The 19,362-nt window shown below is 43.5% G+C and carries 17 protein-coding genes and 1 tRNA gene; 6 read left to right on the top strand and 12 right to left on the bottom strand.

Annotated features, from left to right (window positions below; all coding sequences use genetic code 11):
- Nucleotides 1-23 precede the first annotated feature (23 nt).
- The gene (locus QE390_RS10095; RefSeq protein WP_307142038.1) at nt 24-2,315 is read left to right on the top strand and encodes a GH92 family glycosyl hydrolase; all 2,292 of its coding nucleotides are present in this window, start codon (nt 24-26) and stop codon (nt 2,313-2,315) included.
- A gap of 17 nt (nt 2,316-2,332) precedes the next feature.
- On the opposite strand, the gene QE390_RS10090 is transcribed toward QE390_RS10095, so the two are convergent.
- Both QE390_RS10090 and QE390_RS10085 read right to left on the bottom strand, forming a co-directional pair.
- Nucleotides 2,333-3,562, bottom strand: coding sequence for an HD domain-containing protein (locus QE390_RS10090; protein ID WP_307142037.1), 1,230 nt, complete (start codon nt 3,560-3,562; stop codon nt 2,333-2,335).
- Nucleotides 3,563-3,647: 85 nt separating this feature from the next.
- Nucleotides 3,648-4,016, bottom strand: coding sequence for a periplasmic heavy metal sensor (locus QE390_RS10085; RefSeq protein WP_106636861.1), 369 nt, complete (start codon nt 4,014-4,016; stop codon nt 3,648-3,650).
- 123 nt (nt 4,017-4,139) lie between these two features.
- Here QE390_RS10085 and QE390_RS10080 point away from each other — a divergent pair.
- Nucleotides 4,140-4,212, top strand: a tRNA-Ile gene (locus tag QE390_RS10080).
- Nucleotides 4,213-4,515: 303 nt separating this feature from the next.
- Here QE390_RS10080 and QE390_RS10075 read toward each other — a convergent pair.
- Nucleotides 4,516-5,640 (bottom strand): type I restriction endonuclease, encoded by a 1,125-nt coding sequence (locus tag QE390_RS10075; RefSeq protein WP_307142036.1) that lies wholly within the window; start codon nt 5,638-5,640, stop codon nt 4,516-4,518.
- A gap of 323 nt (nt 5,641-5,963) precedes the next feature.
- Entirely contained in the window at nt 5,964-7,163 is a 1,200-nt protein-coding gene (locus tag QE390_RS10070) for a PQQ-binding-like beta-propeller repeat protein (RefSeq protein ID WP_307142035.1), read from the bottom strand.
- A 356-nt stretch (nt 7,164-7,519) separates the two neighbouring features.
- Between QE390_RS10070 and QE390_RS10065 the strand changes: the two genes are divergently transcribed.
- Nucleotides 7,520-7,948: a contact-dependent growth inhibition system immunity protein gene (locus QE390_RS10065; protein ID WP_307142034.1), complete on the top strand. Its 429-nt coding sequence runs from the start codon at nt 7,520-7,522 to the stop codon at nt 7,946-7,948.
- A gap of 19 nt (nt 7,949-7,967) precedes the next feature.
- Here the strand turns inward: QE390_RS10065 and QE390_RS10060 are convergent, their stop codons facing one another.
- The 3 genes from QE390_RS10060 to QE390_RS10050 form a co-directional block, all read right to left on the bottom strand.
- Entirely contained in the window at nt 7,968-8,444 is a 477-nt protein-coding gene (locus tag QE390_RS10060; RefSeq protein WP_307142033.1) for a hypothetical protein, read from the bottom strand.
- Nucleotides 8,445-9,105: 661 nt separating this feature from the next.
- Nucleotides 9,106-9,546: a DUF4279 domain-containing protein gene (locus QE390_RS10055; protein ID WP_307142032.1), complete on the bottom strand. Its 441-nt coding sequence runs from the start codon at nt 9,544-9,546 to the stop codon at nt 9,106-9,108.
- A 51-nt stretch (nt 9,547-9,597) separates the two neighbouring features.
- Complete coding sequence (locus tag QE390_RS10050) at nt 9,598-9,978, bottom strand: hypothetical protein (RefSeq protein ID WP_307142031.1); 381 nt, start codon at nt 9,976-9,978, stop codon at nt 9,598-9,600.
- Between the two features lie 1,461 nt (nt 9,979-11,439).
- On the opposite strand from QE390_RS10050, the gene QE390_RS10045 reads away from it, so the two are divergent.
- A complete protein-coding gene (locus QE390_RS10045) occupies nt 11,440-11,772 on the top strand; it encodes a hypothetical protein (RefSeq protein WP_157830328.1) in 333 nt (110 codons plus the stop codon).
- A 155-nt stretch (nt 11,773-11,927) separates the two neighbouring features.
- Entirely contained in the window at nt 11,928-12,404 is a 477-nt protein-coding gene (locus QE390_RS10040) for a hypothetical protein (protein ID WP_307142030.1), read from the top strand.
- Between the two features lie 779 nt (nt 12,405-13,183).
- Here QE390_RS10040 and QE390_RS10035 read toward each other — a convergent pair.
- Together QE390_RS10035 and QE390_RS10030 are read right to left on the bottom strand one after the other, a co-directional pair.
- On the bottom strand, nt 13,184-13,375 hold the full coding sequence (locus tag QE390_RS10035) for a hypothetical protein (protein WP_307142029.1): 192 nt from the start codon (nt 13,373-13,375) through the stop codon (nt 13,184-13,186).
- A gap of 15 nt (nt 13,376-13,390) precedes the next feature.
- Entirely contained in the window at nt 13,391-14,230 is an 840-nt protein-coding gene (locus QE390_RS10030) for an MBL fold metallo-hydrolase (protein ID WP_106636817.1), read from the bottom strand.
- Nucleotides 14,231-14,472: 242 nt separating this feature from the next.
- On the opposite strand from QE390_RS10030, the gene QE390_RS10025 reads away from it, so the two are divergent.
- A complete protein-coding gene (locus tag QE390_RS10025; RefSeq protein ID WP_307142028.1) occupies nt 14,473-14,922 on the top strand; it encodes a hypothetical protein in 450 nt (149 codons plus the stop codon).
- Nucleotides 14,923-14,985: 63 nt separating this feature from the next.
- Here QE390_RS10025 and ggt read toward each other — a convergent pair whose 3' ends face one another.
- From ggt to QE390_RS10010, 3 genes are all read right to left on the bottom strand, one after another.
- Nucleotides 14,986-16,752 carry a gamma-glutamyltransferase gene (ggt, locus tag QE390_RS10020; RefSeq protein WP_307142027.1) on the bottom strand — a complete coding sequence of 589 codons (1,767 nt, stop codon included), beginning with the start codon at nt 16,750-16,752 and terminating at the stop codon, nt 14,986-14,988.
- A 181-nt stretch (nt 16,753-16,933) separates the two neighbouring features.
- Entirely contained in the window at nt 16,934-18,322 is a 1,389-nt protein-coding gene (locus tag QE390_RS10015) for a chloride channel protein (RefSeq protein ID WP_307142026.1), read from the bottom strand.
- A gap of 109 nt (nt 18,323-18,431) precedes the next feature.
- Nucleotides 18,432-19,331 (bottom strand): NAD(P)/FAD-dependent oxidoreductase, encoded by a 900-nt coding sequence (locus QE390_RS10010; RefSeq protein WP_307142025.1) that lies wholly within the window; start codon nt 19,329-19,331, stop codon nt 18,432-18,434.
- Nucleotides 19,332-19,362 lie beyond the last annotated feature (31 nt).

Genomic DNA, 19,362 nt, shown 5'->3' with positions numbered 1-19,362 from the left:
CTGATGCTTTGCTATTTTTTTCTATGAAATTTTTCTATATCTGGTTAAGCTTCAGTTGTTTTTCGGCCTGGGCTCAGCAAAAATCGCCTGTACAATACGTCAATCCGCTGATTGGCTCAGCTCCCAGCACTACCCTTTCCGCCCAGCGACACAGCGAGGCCGGAAGCGAATTGAAAGGGCAGATATCTCCCGCCATCGGTCATCCTCACGGTATGACTAGCTGGACGCCTCAAACCCGTCGCACCGAAACTAAATGTATCGCTCCCTATTACTATACCGATACTAAAATCAATGGTTTTCGTGGCTCGCACTGGCTTAATGGCTCTTGTGTGCAGGATTACGGTACGGTAACCCTGATGCCTTTCTCGGGCCAAGCTACCACACGGCCTGAATCCAGTTATTCTCATAATCATGAAATCGTTACTCCTTCGTTTTACTCCATCAACTTACCTGATTATCAAATCCAGACGGAGTTAACGGCAACGCCACGGGCTGGAATTCTTCGATTCAAGTTTCAGAATGAAGATACCCACTTCGTTTTGATCGAACCGAATAGTGACGAAGGGGAAGGATTTATTGAAATTCACCCCGAACGTCGGGAAATTGTAGGCTACAACCCCGTTCATCGCATTTATCAGGGCTGGGGTGAATCGGCGGGCTTCAGGGGTTACTTCGTCATTCAGTTTGATACCGATTTTGAAGCTTTTGGCACCTGGCAGAATACGGTCATTCAAATGAACCAAACGAAAGTAAAAGCCCACCTCAAAGAAGAAGCGGTCGGTGCTCTGATTCAGTTTGCGTCTAATGCTTCAACGCAGGTAACTGCCCGCGTTGGAACTTCTTTCACCGACCTGGAAGGAGCGTATCGAAATCTGAAGGCTGAAATTCCCGACTGGAATTTCAAAAAAGTACAGGAATCTTCCGAAGAAGCCTGGAATCGGGAATTAGGGAAAGTACAGTTGAAAGGAACAGAGGAAAATAAAAGTCTTTTTTACACCGCCCTATATGACACGAAAATTACGCCCCGCCTCTACTCGGACGTGGACGGACGTTACCCCGGCTTTGCGGACGACTCGACCATTCATACAGCCAAAGGATTCGATTACTACTGCGATTTTAGCATGTGGGATACCTTCCGGGCGGGCTTACCCTTGCACGTATTACTTGAGCCCAAACGCTCGGCAGACTTGATGCAGTCGTTCACGCATATGGCGGAACAAGGCGGCTGGATGCCCATTTTCCCCTGTTGGAACCATTACACTGCCGCCATGACCGGCGATCACGTTACCTCCGCCATTGCTGATGCTTACGTAAAAGGGATTCGAGATTTTGACGTTCAAAAGGCTTATAGCTATCTGAGAAAGAATGCTTTTGAAGTCAATTGGGATGTGAAGAGTTATGAGTCAGGGAAGGGCCGCCGGGGCATGGAAAGTTATCTGAAATACAACTATATTCCGCTGGAAGATTCCGTTTGGCAGGCCTTCCACAAGCGTGAGCAAACCTCTCGCACACTAGAGTACGCTTATGATGATTTTTGCCTGGCACAACTGGCTAAAGCTTTGCATAAAACCGAAGATTATCAGGCATTAATGAAACGAGCTCTAAACTACCAGAACGTAATTGATCCGAAAACGGGCTGGGCTCGCGGTCGTTATGCCGATGGTCGCTGGAGTGAAAAATTTGATCCTTTCGCTATTCGGGTGAGTTTCATTACTGAAGGTTCACCCGCTCAGTATACCTGGTTTGTACCGCAGGATGTGCACGGATTACTCAAACAACTCGGCGGTCGTGAACGATTCGTCGCCAAACTTGATACCATGTTTGAAAAGGGTTATTACTGGCACGGGAACGAACCGGGTAACCACACCGCCTACCTCTACGCGTGGGCAGGAGAGCCGTACAAAACTCAAAAATGGGTACGCCAACTGGTAAGTGAAGAATACGGACTCGGCCCCGGCGGATTATCAGGAAACGAAGATGGGGGACAAATGTCGGCTTGGCTGGCTTTTAGCATGCTAGGCTTTTACCCCGCTAGTCCCGGTCGCCCGGAATACGTAATCGGTAGTCCGAGCTTTACGGAAGCTTCGATTGATGTAGGCAAAGGTAAAAATTTTACGGTAAAAGCGATAGGTAACTCAACGAAGAACATATACATCCAGTCGGCGAAACTAAACGGTAAGCCCTTCCAGAAGACCTTCCTTACACACAATCAGTTGTTGGCTGGCGGTATACTGGAATTAGTAATGGGTGCTACACCTAATAAAAACTGGGGAAGCTCTGCTGAGAACCGACCCAGCTCTATTACCTCTAATTAATACTAACTTCAAATCCGTCAGGAGATGCCACGAATGGCATAAGCGACGTAAAATTTTCTGACGATCTGACTTAAGGCTTTAATCGTCGGTAAGTCCGAAGCTTCCGAAACGTCCACCACACCCCGATCTTTGGTTAAAATGCGGATGGGTTGACGGCTGGACAAATAGGCTGAATTAGTCGTTTCTCCCTGCACTACTAAATAGGGTAACTCCTCTTCAGTAACTCCGGGCAGAGCTAACACCCGTTTTCGAAAATCTTCCATCACTTCCTCCGAAGGGGCCGAATCAAAAAAGCGGATTTTGTAAAGTTTACGATCCAGTAACATCGTTGATAAATGGGACAACAAGCGATCGGAATGAACCGTCCATTGCTTAATGCAGGCCCAGATGTCGTAATCGTCCAGTCGGGTAAAGGCCTTGATGTATTGCGGATGCGTTTGAAAGTCCTGCAAGCTGGGTTCGTTATACAAAAACGTCTCTAAAGCAGGCGTCGCATAAACCGTTTGACCTTCATGGACCAACTCACGAGCCCGACGAATGAGCTGAATCAACATCGTTTCTGCACAAATGGACGTTTTATGCAGGTAAACCTGCCAGTACATCAGCCGACGAGCCGTCAGGAAATTTTCAATGGAATAGACCCCTTTTTGCTCTACAACCAACTGATTATCCACCACATCAAGCAGCTTTACAATGCGTTCTGAGCCAATGCTTCCTTCTGTTACTCCGGTAAAAAAGCAATCACGATTGAGGTAGTCCAGTCGGTCAATATCCAACTGGCTGGAAATGAGGTCATAAAAAAAGCGACGTTCGTACTGACCCGAAAACATCCGAATCGCCAGGTCAAGAGCCCCGTTGAATTCCTGATTTAGTTCATTCATCAACAACAGTGAAATTCGCTCGTGCGAGACATGATGCAATAACGTATGTTCCAGCACGTGCGAAAACGGCCCATGACCAATGTCATGCAAAAGGATCGCGATTTGAACCGCTTCGCATTCCTGATCCGAAATCAGATGACCTTTACTTTTAAGTGTGCTAATCGCTTCACCCATCAGGTGCATGGCTCCCAGAGCGTGGTGAAAGCGGGTATGAAGAGCTCCGGGGTAGACTAATTCAGCCATTCCCAATTGTTTGATTCGCCGAAGGCGTTGAAAGTAAGGATGTTCAATCAGGTCGAAGATCAAATGACCAGGAATGGTAATGAAGCCATAGACCGGATCGTTAAGTACTTTTTTCTTATTCATAATGAGGGGCTGCCGCCTCGATAAAACGAAAGTAGGAACGCATAAAAATACGTTCCTACTCATTATTACCAAGATTATCTTTGGATTAATTGCCACCACCGGGACGTCTATCCCGCATACGATTTCTTTGCTCTTCGCGAATCTTCTCGTACTTCGTCCACTGCTCGGTAGTTAAAACGGGTTTCAGTTTAGCTTCGTAGTTTTCCTGTAACTCCCGCATTTTCTGACGATCGGGACGAGCACCGTTCGCCCGCATTTCCTGCATTTGCTTCATCCGGTCGTCGCTCAAAGCTTTTACTTTCTCTGCCTGTTCGGTAGACAAATTCAGTTCTTTGATTAGCTGTTCCGTTTGGCGTTGAGCCCGATCTTCCGGCGAGCGTCCCTGATCATTTTGAGCAAAAGTCAACGTAGTGGACAACAAGCCCGCAACGAAGAAAGCAATAAGTTTTTTCATGACTGTTTTTGTTAACGTTCAGGGCCTTGGAAACAAAAAAGAAGCAAAAGGTTTAATCAGCCATTGCAAAAGGCTTTAAAAAAGTGTAAACTTGCGGTTCATTTGGCGATCAAGCGTCAAATCGGGCCCTTAGCTCAGGGGTTAGAGCAGTTGACTCATAATCAATTGGTCGTAGGTTCGAAACCTACAGGGCCCACCCTCATTATCAGGCACTTAGCATTCATTTGCTAGGTGCTTTTTTGCTTGATGAGCCAACAAACAAGCCAACATATTCAGTGATGAGGTACCCTGAGGCTCTTTCTTGAAGAGGTTTGGAGCCTTTGAATTTTAGTCAAAATGTACCGAAGGGGTACCGACTAAACTGACAAAAGTCGTTTTTCCGAAGTTGGAGAAAAACCTATATATGCAAAAAGCACCCAGCGGTTGTTGCCAGATGCTTTAGATTTTTGCGTTTAAGTCCTAAAAGGGTACTGACTAAACCGACAAAAGTCTATATACGCTACTCTTCCTTCACTTTGCTACTGGCATACACTCCTACTACAGCCTCTAGTTCCGCTGCATAGTTGTAAATGTCATCCAACGACTTAATCTCCACCTTCGTTTCCTTCTTAGCTGCATCAAATGTTCCCAGATACTTTTTCGTCTGAGCATTCAAATACAAGCGACAGATGGGTCGACGGTTGTTATCGTCCAGGAAGATGGCAAAGTAGGAAAGTGCATCACGATGCGTAATCCGAGCTGCAGGCACCTTCGTTCGAAGGATGGACCGAACAATATAGAAGCCTTCCAGTTCCTCCTCTGTGGTAACAATCTCCGCTTTCTCTTTATCGGCCTGAGTTGGCACTGAGGGTAAAGCTACAACCTCACTAGACACATTTGTAGACTCTACCACAGACGATGAGGACAAAGAGTCATCATTGGTAATCGCGAGCTTCAATCGGTCGTTTAGCGTATCGTTAATAAAGTTGGCAATGGTTCGCTTCAAAAGAGGCTTATAGTACTCCAGTACCTTTGCGGTAACAGCTGTAGGATATACCTGCTTGACAAAATGCTTGGTGAACTCATCGCCCGGATCATTGAACTCTTTTTGCAGCAACGCCCGTAGCTCATTAGAGTTCTTAGACTCAAACGCTGACTGATAAACGCTATTAACGTCAAAGCTTGACTTATGAAACTCCTTTAGCTTTTCAATCTGTCCGTCTTTGATGGCTTCCAGATTGAATTCAAAGAACGGCTTCTCATCCATCTTGTTAGCATCCACTAGATCCGTGTAGAAGCGAAAGATTAGCCCGTTCGTGAGGATAGAGAACTTAGCCTTGGAGACGTGGAAGTAACGAAGTAGCTGCCCATCATGAATGTCCAACGACTGTTTCCAGTGTTTGCATTCAACTAGGATAACCGGATGTCCTTCTTTAAAGATAGCGTAGTCAATCTTCTCTCCTTTCTTGATACCAATGTCACAGATGAACTCGGGAACGACTTCCAGCGGATTAAATACATCGTAGCCGAGGACTTGAAGAAAAGGCATAATGAAGGCATTCTTGGTAGCCTCCTCGGTGTGGATGTTATCTTTTAACTGAGATACGCGTTCGCTGAGTTGGCGAACCTGGTCTTTGAAGTCCATAGCGGCGGTGTAGGGTTAAGGTACTGTTTTACGGTTAATTCATTTTAGCAATAAACTAAGTTTTGATTGAACTATAACTACTGTTCGCTCAATTGCTCTATGTCTATTCTATTGTAAAACAGCCTTTAAGGTTATCACTCGCCTGAAAAAAGATTTTGTTTGAGCCTCACTTTCAGCACTTGCGTCACTCTTGGGTCTCGCCAGTTTTGTCGGCACTCCTCGTAAGACGTTGCACCCCAAAGGGTATTTGCCTCATTATCAGGCGATAGCTATTTTTTAAGAGTGTCAATGTGTAACGGTGTAATGCTAGCTAGGAAACAGAGCTAACGATCACTGGGAAATAGGCTTTGATTGGAATCGAGTACAATAGGGTTGGCATTCCTATCTACTTCTCCTTTGAGGGGGACCGTCCACAACGCCTTTCCCGTTGATTCTTCTATGGCATATAGGTGCCGATCTGTACTGATCTGGAAGAGGGTGCCATTGGCATAGACGGGTTGGTAGGGATAGCCCCTTCCATTGGTATTGTAAAAGGCTTGATACGATCCATCATCACCGTTGATTTGGTACAAGCTACCATTCAGGCTACTCCAATAAAGAAAATCGTTATGAATAGCTACGGGAGAATTGGATCTTGCAAACTCCATTTTCCATCTTTGCTTGCCATCTTTTATGGAAAGCCCTCGCGAGTACATGGCGTAGTTTTGATGGCTTGAAATCACAATAGTATTTGAGGTAGCTCCGACCACATATGAACTCACAAGGCTAGAAGAGGAATTATTTGAACTGACCTGTTTATCCCATTTTGCCTTACCTGTTTTGGCATCAATCTGGATTAACCTTTCATTATAACTTATAGCGGTTTCAGTAGTTCGGCTCTGGTCAACTTCAGTAACAAAAGTATACAGGCTACTATTCTTAAAACAAAAGGTTAAGCCAAACTGAGGGCTTACATAGGTCTGCCATTGAACCTGCCCGTAAGCCGGTTCTATACAAAATATGCTAGTATAGGTGGTGCCATAAATGAGTCCATCATAGGCACGAAGTATATATGCTTTTGAATTAGGTGTATCTTTAAGGACAACCGAAGGTTTCATCTCCCATTTCTTTTGGCCTGTTCTGGCATCCAGACCCACAATGAAGTCCTCGCCTGCCGAACACAATACCCCTTCAGCAGAGGCAAATTTATATACCCCAAGGCCTGGTCTAGCAAATGATGTTTTCCAAACGATCTCTCCTGTTTTCATATCATGAGCCTGGATCTCACGACCATTATTATTAGTGTACAGGAGCCCATTTGAAGCTGCTGGACCTTCAATCATGGTTCCCTCTACTTGTTTTTCCCAAAGAATATCTCCAGTCTGAGCATTAAACGAGTATAACCTTCCCTCTAGATCAGAGATAAATACAGATGTATTGGTGCCGATAAGTTCTGGTGTAGGAACAGGTAGATTTCCCTTTTTACAGGCACTAGTAATGAAGTAAAAGGTAAGTAGGATGATTACACTAGAAAAAGGTTTCATAGAGGTTAACGGTGGACAACGGACTCAAGCAAAGATAGCATGAAGTCACTGATATTATCAGCTACTACGTATATGGTCCCTCCTATCTCATAGAAATATAAAGCGGGTTTAAAGGTAGAAGTACTGTATCACGAAATGCCTTTGCATAAATTTAAGTTTGATCTCGTTCGCTCGGATGAGGTATGCTATAAATTGATACGAAAATGCTAGGGGAACGTATAGCTCAATCTTCTGAATAGTTCATTAGCAAGCTATATTGCAGCCTATACCACCTATGGCATTATACTTTCTAAAAGGTTGTTCTATAACTGCGGTTATGTTATGTGAGCTAACAAAGATGCAAGCACTTTCTAAATATGATCAGTTTCTTAGAAAAGTCGATAAATGAGTTGGAGTCGAGTGAACCTTTTCATTCAACTGAATTTGAATCCTCTTTAATAGCAACCTGCTATAAATTGAGGGACAAGAAACTACAAAGTTACTCGACTGAAGATTTAAGGGTTATGATTGGCCAGAACATTGGTCTAACTTGGCTGATTCCCTTAGCTCTAGACAAGTTGCAAGTCGATATTCTTGCAGAAGGCGACTTTTACGAGGGGGATCTATTGGTAAGTGTATTGAAAACTAGTCCATCCTATTGGCGTAATCATTCGCTCGAACTGGCCACCTTTACCACCCTACTTGAGAAAAGCCTTACTTCTCTTGCTACTAGTGATGCCCCAAAAGCAGTACTAGAAAACGTCTATCAGAGCTTGCCTAAACTGAGAGCTATTTCTTTTGTATAAGTGCTTTTATGTTGAATTGTTACTGTCCCCATTTGTGATAGACAACCATTTGATTTCTAGTTTCATTGAAAATGATGTAGCCATCTGCTAGGTAAGTGCTATCAGTATCTGAGTCTACATTTAGCACTTCTGATTTAAAACTTAAAATAGTACCGCCATCGTTGAACCAGTTAGGAAAGTGGCTTGATAACTGAGAAATGGGCATGTTCTCAGAAATATGAACGCTATCGATGAAGGTCCAGTTGTGGTTAACCGCGTAAGACACTGCATTTGTAAACGCTTGGTTAGAAGATGTTGTCCACATTATGGTTCGAGACCCTCCCCAAGGACCTTGATCGCTGAAATTCTGAGTAATTTTTTCCTTTTGATATTCTAGCCAAAAGCCCCCAGGCATAAAGCGATCACAGGAAAAGATCAAAATGGTACTTAGAAATAATAGGAATGGTTTCTTCAACGCCATTGATGTTTTATAATCAAATGTTATGTAAACCGCCATGGCAGTAGTTTAATACAGATTCTAAGGTGGCAATAAAAAAACTATTTCAGAAAGAGACCTGCACTGATCAGAAAAAATAAACACCCCGATGAGGAGTGTTTATCTGGCTTGTACGGAAAAGATTCAGCTAACTGGCTGCTCGGAACGTCTTAATTAGTTCCAGCGTCCGAAAGGTTAGATCTGATCCCCCTGGCAATGGAATCTTACGTTTCAGCCGAAAACTAGAACGCTCAAGCTTCCTATCATTCATCCAGCTTATCCTGACTGCCAGATAAACTAGAGCGTAGAAGGGTTATATAAAAAAGAGGAGAAAGTGAAGCGGTTTCTTTATAGGGGACGGTACATCGGTCTTTTGTAATGATTACGGAGCTACCGTGAAGACTTGATTTAACCTGCGGGTTAACCTTGCCGATAAAACCGGCAGGATACCCCACAGGTACACCGAAATAAGCTTGATTATCGTTCCATGTATCATGTGGAAAAAAATGGGATATACGAACCATTCCTTTGGAGAGGTGGAGTACCTGTAGAGAAGCAATATTCTAAAATAGAGCAATCAAAGGTTTTAAATTTCAAGAGAGTAAGATTATAAACAAAACGACCCGCTAGGATCTACATTTTCTAGAGGGTTGTTTGTAAAATGTTATAAGCTACTCTATTGCTATTCAAATGTACAGTTAGGAATAACCGTGAAGTGCCAGTGGTCAACTAATGAATTTATAATAGATAAATCTGAAGACTTGATATCCATACCTAGTCCACTTTCTTCTGTATTGATCCAGATAAATAAGCATCGTTCGCACTCGAATCTATCTTTCAACTCTTCCAGTAAAGATTGTTTAGCTGCAAAAATGGAGGTTAAAAGTGTAAGATGCTGGGACATAGATGGGTCAATCCATTCGCTTCGAAGCACTTCCGTTTTGAAAGCCCATAAAGTATGAGGTCTAGTAAGAATGGATCCTGAATGTTTAGAAACGCTGGTCTCGCCTTTATTAAAGGCTCTAGTAGGCTGAATATTTAATAAAGAAGTTATCTGATGATGAGATAATTGGTTACTTGTAATGATAAATTCACAACTTATTTCGGTTAAAAATTCATCCATGATGATCTATAGAATCAAAGTTTTATAAGTGCTTTTATGTTGAACTTAGGACTAGACTTCTAACTGGAACCCAGCTGCATAGATTTTTATCTGACTAGCGGTTGAATTAGTGTTAATTAGATAGCAATTAAGACCGTAAGTTAAAAAGAAGTCGTTCTGTTGCTCTCTGAGTAACGCTAAGCTTTCATCCACTTCGACACATTCTGCATTTAATATCGACTCACGCACTATCATTCCAAAATTCAGATCAAACTTGGCTTTGAGTACGTCATAAAAGATGATTTTACCTAGGCCTGTGTCATACCAGTCTATTTCAAATATGATGCTGTCATTGTATCCAGGATTATCTCGCTTGATACTAATGGATTGAATAGTAGAGTCATGCCAATACAAATCATTGAAATTCATTGAGGTTTCTTGTTGTATAATCAAACGTTATATTAATCAAATGGTCTAGGGTGTAAAATAGGCAACCTAACTCTAAATGATCTTTTCGCCTACTGCCTAGGGAATGAGATAAAATATTGACCTACATAATCGTCATAGGCCATGGTACCGCCATTGATAAAGCAGAGATATAAAAAGGTGGCAGCCTTTGTACCATAATGCCACCTGCCCATCGTGTATATCTTTTCCTTATTATTCAGAAATGCTCTCGATCTTTCACCAAAGGCATTTAATAAATACTCTAAGCCGTGAGTTTGGTAGGTTTGAACAATGTCTTGATCTAATTTGAAAGGCTTGTTCCAGACCATATGCCAACGAAGAGCTATATCTTTTGCCTCATTACATGTAATAGATATCTTTTGATTAAAACAATCATATAGATAATCATAATAGATAGAATAGCTTTTATAGTACTTGTTCTGGTAAAGCTTCTTTAAGCTATATACATCCGTTATTACTTTTAAATCCTTTGCTACATATAATGACCAATTTATCTTCAAGCGGTGGTGGAAGTTCAGACTCTTTATCAAAATCAGATGGGAAGCTCTCTATAAAACTTCGATCAAAATAGTCAGGTGATGAAGAGTTGGACTTACAACCCACCATTAACAGTAAAGGGTAAAGGATAAAGTATTTAAACATAACAGGTGGAGATCGTCACAAAAGCCAAGATAGAATGTTTTCAAATATCTCCCAAAAAGACATTATAATGCCGCCAGAACCGGTAGTCAGCCGACTCAGATTTGAGTTGACCTTATCATTGACGACTTATAAGTTTGCGTTACCTTTGACTACCCTTCATTCTATTAACCATGACATCCATCCGCATTGAAAAGGTAGGGGATATTAATGTAACCTATCCTTATCTGGAACTCTTTCAAGAAGAGCAGGTCAATCCATTTATGTAAATCGGCATTACTGACCACCGGGAGCTTTCGCTTACCATTTATCCCGTAGCTGAAAAAGTAGTATTGACCTTAGAGCAATGGGAACGAATATTAACGACTGCTAAAGAGTTCCTACCTAATACATTGAGAGACGAAGAGGACATTCAAGATATAGTCTAGTCCTTAGAGCAGCCGTTGCTTTAAAGGGTGATCCTGAATCACTTTTTAAACGGAAAGTCCAACTTTGGACTCTCTAATTACCCTATAAGGTAATCCAGAGTTACCTTTTGCAAAAGGGGTGGAATAATCCCACCTTATAGATAATCCGAATCACCTATTAACGAGTCTACTGGCAGTAAGCAAAGCGAGCGGACAGATAGTTTATATAGTTCGCCGTAGAGGCCCTTTGTGATGACTAACGACCAATAACTTGCACAGAGGAAAAATCATATCGCTGATTATCAAGCGATTTCGGTTTATCAAATTAGGGTTAGCTATCTAGTATCCTGTGACGATTGAGGGGATTACCTATATTTACACACTTAGGCTAGCACATCTCATGCTCATCAACATCCTTCAAAGTATCTGGGCCTTAAGCATGCTCACCTTCATCGTAGGATACTTCGCTAAAATGTATTTTAAGCACAACCTGGATCAGAGTCTAAGCCCGGATCGTGTTAAGCCATTTGCTTCTACCTATTTTACACTTACAAGCTGGGAGAAGATCCAACTGTTTTTGAGAAATGAGTATTCTCAGGCTAAGTTCACCTCTCAACAGAAACGCATGTACAAGGCCGTAGACGTCTGCACATGGATCATCTGGCTAAGTGGGTTAACCTTTTGGCTGATAGTACTCCTCAATACGATCCTTGAACGTTTGAAGATCATCTGAGACCACAAATTACTTCAATACAAAAACCTCCTAGCAAACACTCTGGGGGTAGGTCAAACGCTTTTAACTACCGGGGAGGGTCAAGCAAGTACCCTTTCACACGGGTGTGCCTATAGTGAATGCCCTAGTATTTATTTGAATCCATGCTCTAACGTATGAACTGGCAGGCCAACATCAATACTATTCGAGAAATCTATCCGGGGCATTTTCAAATCATTCTTGATTTTGCTACCAATGCCATTATCAAACATTTGATTCGAGAAGACTATTCAATGGTTTGGGTACACCATCATCAAACCTCCCCCTATGCTGATTGGCATTCTTTTGAACTACCAGTAGCCAAAGATTCAATGAATCTAACCGTTAAAGCCCGACAAGTAAACTTTGACTTTGTTTTGCCAACGCCTGAATTCTTAGAGCTTTTACCTGCTCTAGATAAGGGTATCAATCTGGTTCAACTCAATCGGCTGCCACCTGCGTATCTTGATTCTCAACGAATCCAGGGAAAAACACGCTATGATCTTTTAAAAAGAGAATGCGACTACCTCTTTGAGCTTTATATTCTTTCCGCAGCTGACTACGGAACACTCGTGAGTCATAGATCGATCTTGGTTAGAATCTCTCCTTACTAATTCTAACATCAACTGGAAGGACTTACCTTAATTGACTGCATTAAGGGTTCACAGAATCTTTTGAAATGTCTTATGATTTCTTGTCTAATAGCTCAACCGCTTCTATTACAATTACCAAGCTAATCATGATACAAAAAAGCCTGCTTATTTCCATAAGCAGGCTTTTTCTGTAAATCACTCTTCAAAGCCGCCACTCATCTGAATGATTTAGTGATGCTAAAGTACAGCAAAGAAGGCGTGTTTGTCATAGGTTCTCGATTAATGGTTGATTTCAGACTACGAAATGCAGTTTTTACATGCTTTTCGTTCTACCATACCTAGTATACTTAATCTCTACTTGCGATCGAAGAAGGGAAAAACGATACGAAGAAAGGGCTTATATTTTTCCAACCAACCCATATCTCTCCGCCAACCCCACAAAGCCCTATCAGAAGTGTCTTTACTTGTCTCTATTTACAACTAGGCTACCCACAAAAAAGAAAGCCCGACACTATGCCAGGCTTTCTTAACTCCTATCAGGTTTTGCAAACAGAGAGATAGGAGGGGTTGATTCAAAGATAGTAACTCCTGGCATTTTATGCAAGCTTTCATGCCGAACTTTTTATGACGTATAAGGTACCGTTCTGGTGGCAAAAATTACTGTCTGACGTATAAACCATACAGTTGATAGAATAACAAATTTCAGTATTGTTCTCCGCTCTACCTTTGAATCATAAATAGGTTTAGAGGTTAAGATTTTGAAACGCTCCTGTGCATCACGGGAGCGTTTTTTATTCTCTCTAATCCTCGTCGTTCCGTTCTACAAAATCATCATTGCCGTTTTTTGCTTCCTCTGGCTCTTCAGATGCTGGATTTAAAGGCAATACATTTTCCTGCGGAATGTCTTCGGGCTTGCTTTTCTTTTCTTCTTCTCCTTCCGCTGTATTTCGTTGGATAAAGTTGTCTTCGTCGGGTTGTTGCGAATGGTTCATGGCTAACTATTTGGTTTAAAGGAATTCGGTTAAGGGTCCTGCTTCTTTCAAACGATACCCTTTTTCAGTCTGTTGAATGGTCAGAGCTTCGTGAAGCGGATCGTGATCGGAGAAAAGAATCCAGTTTTCAGCAAGGGCTTGTTCATAAAATTTCTCTTTTTCCATCATCGAATCCAGAGGTCGGATGTCGTAACTCATTACGTAATTGATGGGCACGTGGGCCGAGGTGGGTAATAAATCGGCCGTAAAGACTACCGTCTGCTCCCCTACTTTGATTTTGGGTAATAGCATTTTCTCGGTATGCCCATTCATCGTCAGTAGCTCTATTTCCGTGCCAAAGGATTCCTGATCCACAAATTTCAACTGGCCGGATTCCTGCATGGGAAGTATATTCTCCTTTAAAAAAGTTGATTTCTCCCGGGGATTGGGTTTCATGGCCCAGGCCCAGTGATCACTGTGAGTCCAGTAATGAGCCTTTGGGAAGGTTAACTCATACCCATCCCGCCGGCTGTTCCATTGCACCGCTCCTCCGCAGTGGTCAAAATGCAGGTGACTCAGCAATACGTCCGTTACTTCATTCGGACTAAAGCCAGCTTTTTGAATGGACTGGATTAAATCGCCTTCGCCGTGACGGTAATAGAAATTTTGCCAGCGAGCTTCCTGCTTATCGCCCATCCCACAATCCACCAAAATCAGCCGATCGCTGGTTTCGATTAATAAACATCGCATGGCCAATGGCACATGATTATTAGCATCCGTCTCGGTAAGTTTTTGCCAGAGCACTTTTGGCACTACACCAAACATGGACCCACCGTCAAGCTTAAAATGACCAGCGTCAATAGTATAAAGTTTCAAGGAATGATTAAAGTCTGGTTTGAAAAGGTAAGGTATAAAAAACAAGCTAATTCAGCCCGTCTTTTACGGTATAAAAGCGTATTAATGAAGATTTAACCTACCTTAATTCACTGACAATCAAACAATTGATGACTTTTAAACAAAATTCCCCTAACGGTTCGTACAGTCTTTTTGATGAAGTACCGTTAATGAATAATATTGCCTGAAACAAACTTTAATTTTCAATCTTAACAACCAAGTTTATGAACAAGTTACTGGCCGTAGCTCTACTATTTTTAGGAGTTACATTTACCACGCAGGCTCAATCTGCAGAAGATAAAGTGAAAAAAGCTAAGGCCGATGCCAAGGAAACCAAGGCAAAAGCCGACGTGAAAGCTAAGGAAGTAAAAACCAAGGTCGATAAGGAAGTAAAAGAAGCAAAAACTGACGTAAAGAAAGAAGCGAAAGAAGTCAAAGCGGATGTAAAGCAGGGAGCGAAGGAGGTGAAGGCTGAGACTAAAAAAGTAACTCAAAAGGTAACTAAAGACGAAGCCGACGCTACGGTTCAGAAAAAAGTAGCAGGAACGGACAAAATGATAGGCAAAGATGCCAAAGGTCGTAACATTTACGTAGGAGCCAAAGGGGGTCAGTATTACATCAACTCCAGCGGTAACAAAACGTATCTGGACAAGGATAGCAAAGTCAAAATGTAGTCAATCCACTAAGAAAAGCAGAGAGCCTGATCGAATCGATCAGGCTTTCTGCTTTTGTATTACTTACCAACCCACGCTGGTATCATCCGCCCGGGGATCGGAACCTCCTTCGAGCGAGCCATTAGGTAATACCAGAATGCAATCCATACGGCCCAGTGTTCCGGTCTGAGGTTCGATGACATATCCTTTACTTTTCAGGGTATTGAGCACTTTATCTGAAAAACCACCGCGTTCGTAAGTTGTGCGGTCAGGTAACCACTGGTGGTGGAATTTCAGAGCATTGACCGCTTCCTGCATGCCCATGCCGTGGTCAATGACGTTACTAATCGTTTGAAAAACGCTGGTAATAATCGTTGAGCCGCCGGGTGTTCCAACTACCATGAATAACTTCCCGTCTTTTTCCACAATCGTAGGCGTCATGCTGGAAAGCATTCGCTTACCGGGTTGAACCGAGTTAGCCTCCGCTCCAACTAATCCGTAAATGTTAGGCACGCCGGGTTTTACGGCAAAATCTTCCATTTCATCATTCATCAAAAATCCGGCTCCGTTTACCACAACCCGGCTGCCGTACCCATTATTAATCGTCGTGGTGATCGACACTGCATTGCCTTCCTCATCGACCACCGAAAAATGGGTGGTTTCATTACTTTCATAACCCGCTATAGCTCCACCCGAAATGGCTTTCGAGTCGCTGGCCTGGGCCCAGTTGAAATCGCCCCAGCGTTTTTTCAGATATGCAGGTTCCAGTAACTCTTTAGCCGGAACTTTGAAGAAATCAGGATCGCCCAGCCACTTAGCCCGGTCCGCATACACCCGACGTTCGGCTTCGATAACAACCTGCGTCGTCGAATCCGAGTGCCAGCCCCAGCGTTTGAGAGGGAATGGTTCCACCATCTTCATTAACTGAACCAGGGCAATTCCCCCCGAAGAAGTCGGCGACATGGAAATGATTTTATACCCACGATAGGTATCCGCGATGGGCGTTCGCCAGGCCGAATGATAGTCATCCAGATCTTTCTGCACAATGGGGGCTTTTGCTACGGACATTTCTTTGATTAACAAAGCAGCGGTCTCGCCTTCATAAAAGCCCGCCCGCCCTTTTTCCTGAATGCGGCGGAGCGTTTTCCCTAAATCAACCTGAACAAAATTTTCGCCTGTTTTCCACAGCGTATCGGGTTCCATTTTCAGGAAATAAGGCTCACCGGGATTGTATTTTTTAATATCTGAACGCACCCGATTCAGTCCTTTGGCTTCATTTTCAGTGAGCGACACCCCTTTTTCGGCCAGATCAATGGCGGGTTGAAGGACTTCTCTCCAACTCATTTTCCCAAATTTCTGATGGGCCATTACCATGCCATCTACCGAGCCCGGTACACCACTTGCCGAAGGTCCCAGCCAGGCCATGTTAGGTACGACGTTACCCAGCGAATCCAGATACATATCACGGAAAGCCGCTGACGGAGCTTTTTCACGAAAATCCAGAGCAAAACTTTGTCCGGTTTTATCCCGAAATACCATGTAACCTCCGCCACCCAGGTTTCCCGCCGAAGGGTGAACTACGGCTAAAGCAAAGAACGTAGCAACGGCTGCATCAACCGCATTACCTCCTTTTTTCATGACCTCCGCCCCTACTTTTGAAGCTGCCGGGTGAGCCGAAGCCACCATCACGTGTTTTTCAAAAACACCTTTTTTATCGGAAATAAAAGGCTTGGCGTTCGGGTCGTCCGTAATGAATTCGTAGGCTCCTTTACTGAGTTTCTGCGAATTTTTCCGACAGGAAACGCTGGTGATTAATAAAACAGGAATAGCTAAAAGGGACAGATATTTCATGGGGAGTACGAAGTTTTGAAAAGGGAAAATACGAAATGTATTTGAGTTGGAGTGCCTTCGGCTTATGGTTTTGAGTGGGAGGTTCTTTACTAAGCTCTTCCTAAAGAAAAAGTCTGACCGATTTTTCATGAAATGGGTCAGACTTTTTACAAGAACTATCAATCAATACCTAAGGATTAAATTAAGCCGGTTGAGTCAGGAATTCTTCTTTTCGAATTTCGTAAAAGGAATGACGGAGAATAAGACTGGCTGCTACATTGGCAATGATGCCCGCCAGTAAAAAGTAGAAAATGGCTGAATGTCGATCGGTCATTTCCAGCACGAGAATGGCGGAGGTAAATGGCGTGCGGGTTACTCCGGTAAGAAAACCAATCATACCTACCAAGATCAATAGGTTATGGTGTTGCGTGGGAATCGTAATGGCATATTCCAGCAAAAAGGAACTTAGCATAGCCCCGGAAGATAATGAAGTAGCAAAAATTCCGGCGGCTCCTCCCGCTGAAAATGACAGGGCATTGCCAATAAAACGAACCGGGAAAGCATACCAGGCAATATGCTGCGTGCCCTCAAACAGAGCCTGATTGATTAACTCCTTCCCCGACCCCATGGCCTGAATGCCTGAGAAATAAATAATTCCGGCAAACAAAAGGCCCAGTCCAGTAACGAACAGTAGCTGTCGGCTGAGTCCCTGAAAGCGTTTTCGAAGGGCTGAAATCAACAGTAATAATTTGGTAAAAGCAGAACCCGCCAGGCCAGTTATGAAGGCAATACCAACCACCAGCCAGATATACTCAAGGGGTAAGCGGGTAATTTTAGGAAATCCCAAAAACAGATAAGGCCCGAGTAAAAACTGACTAGTCATACCCGCAATAATCACCGAGCTAAGTACCGCTGTTCGGAAAACGGCCAGGTGAGCCTTGGTAAGCTCTTCCACCACGTATACAATACCACCCAAAGGCGTATTGAAGGCGGCGGCCAAACCGGCAGCTCCCCCGGTAACGATCATCACCCGCTGTGAAACTTTATTCCAGGTAATAGGAATCAGTCGGTAAATCGACTCAAAAATAGATCCGGCAATCTGAAGCGTTGGGCCTTCTCGCCCCGTTGCTCCTCCGCCCAAAAGCAAAACCAGATTGCTAGCTACCTTTACCAAGGCAATGCGGATGCTTAATAACTTATCGACTTTCCAGTGGGCTTTCGTTTCGGCCAAATCTACGGCAGCCATCAATTGGGGAATACCGCTACCCGAAGCCGACGGAGCCATGTAATACGTTAATAACCAGGCTCCGCAAAAACAGAGTGGCGTAGTAATGAAAATCAGGTACGGATGGCTTTGGTACCAGTGCATCCCGGCATGTTCAACCCAGGCAAATATTTTTTCATAGCCCACAGCCATTAAGCCTACCAAAGCCGAAGCAATCCATAAAGGAGCTGCCCGCAGAGGTGCGGTCGATAGGTTATGGTCGATGAACCAGTGATTGATTTGTTGAAAGCCCGAACTACGGCTGATTTTTTTGAGATACCTGCGTAAACGTATCTCCCAAAAGTTTAAATGATATTTACCCCTCATTGCCATATATACATGATCGTTCGAAGGTAGGAAGGTTTAATCGGCCCAGGCAAATTGCGTTTGCATTTCCTCGATTTAATAAAAAAGAAGAGCATTTGCTCTTCCTTTCCTAAATATCTTCTTCGTGAATCAACTCATGATTAATTAATGCCCCGGCTTTATTACCCGTAGCAGTCGCCGAAGCAACCGACCGGAAGCCCGTAGTGGCATCGCCCGCCGCGTATACCCCCGGCACTGAGGTCTGCTGTAAATCATTAACCTTTATGTGCCCGTGATCATTAAGTTCACAGCCCAGTTGTTCGTGCAGATCGGTAGCAAACTGGAAGGGTACGCGTACGAAAATAGCAGTTAATTCCAGCTCTCGCCCGTCTTTGAAAAGGACTTTCTGAAGCTTTCCATTTTCGTGAATCAGAGCTTCAATTTCTCCTTCGATGACGGGAAATTTCTTATAGTGCAACTTCTCCAGATTCTCTTCGGGAATTTCGCAATCTCCGTCGGTTAATATCCGAATGTCTTTGGACCAATTATTAATCAACCGGGCAAACTCATAACTCGCATCGCTGTTCGTGAGAATACCGATTTTTTCATTTCGCACTTCGTAGCCGTGGCAATAGGGGCAATGAATAACCGTGTTTCCCCAGCATTCCGCAAAGCCCGGAATGGGTCGCATCTGATCCACAACCCCTGTAGCCAGTACTACTTTTTTCCCCGAAAAACATTTGCCTGATTCCGTCCGAATCTCAAAACTATCGTCCACTTTTTCGGCCTTAATAGCTTTGTCTGTAACAAAAGTAATCGTGGGATACTTTAGCACCTGCTCCTTTGCCAGAGCTGCAATAGCCGCCGGCGTTTGTCCATCCTGGGTAATAAAATTATGCGAATGGGGCGTCTGCCGATTACAGGGTTCGCCTCCGTCAATTACTAATACATTCCGAAGAGAACGTCCTAAAGCCATCGCTGCCGAAAGGCCTGCGTAACTGCCGCCCACAATAATTGCGTCAAATTTCATAAAGATTGATCGTATGATGTCAGGGATAAAA

This window comes from Siphonobacter sp. SORGH_AS_1065 (assembly GCF_030818595.1).
In the GTDB taxonomy this organism is placed as follows: Bacteria; Bacteroidota; Bacteroidia; order Cytophagales; family Spirosomataceae; genus Siphonobacter.
The sequence above is the reverse complement of the archived record's forward strand: the minus strand, read 5'-3'. Positions and strand labels throughout refer to the sequence as shown.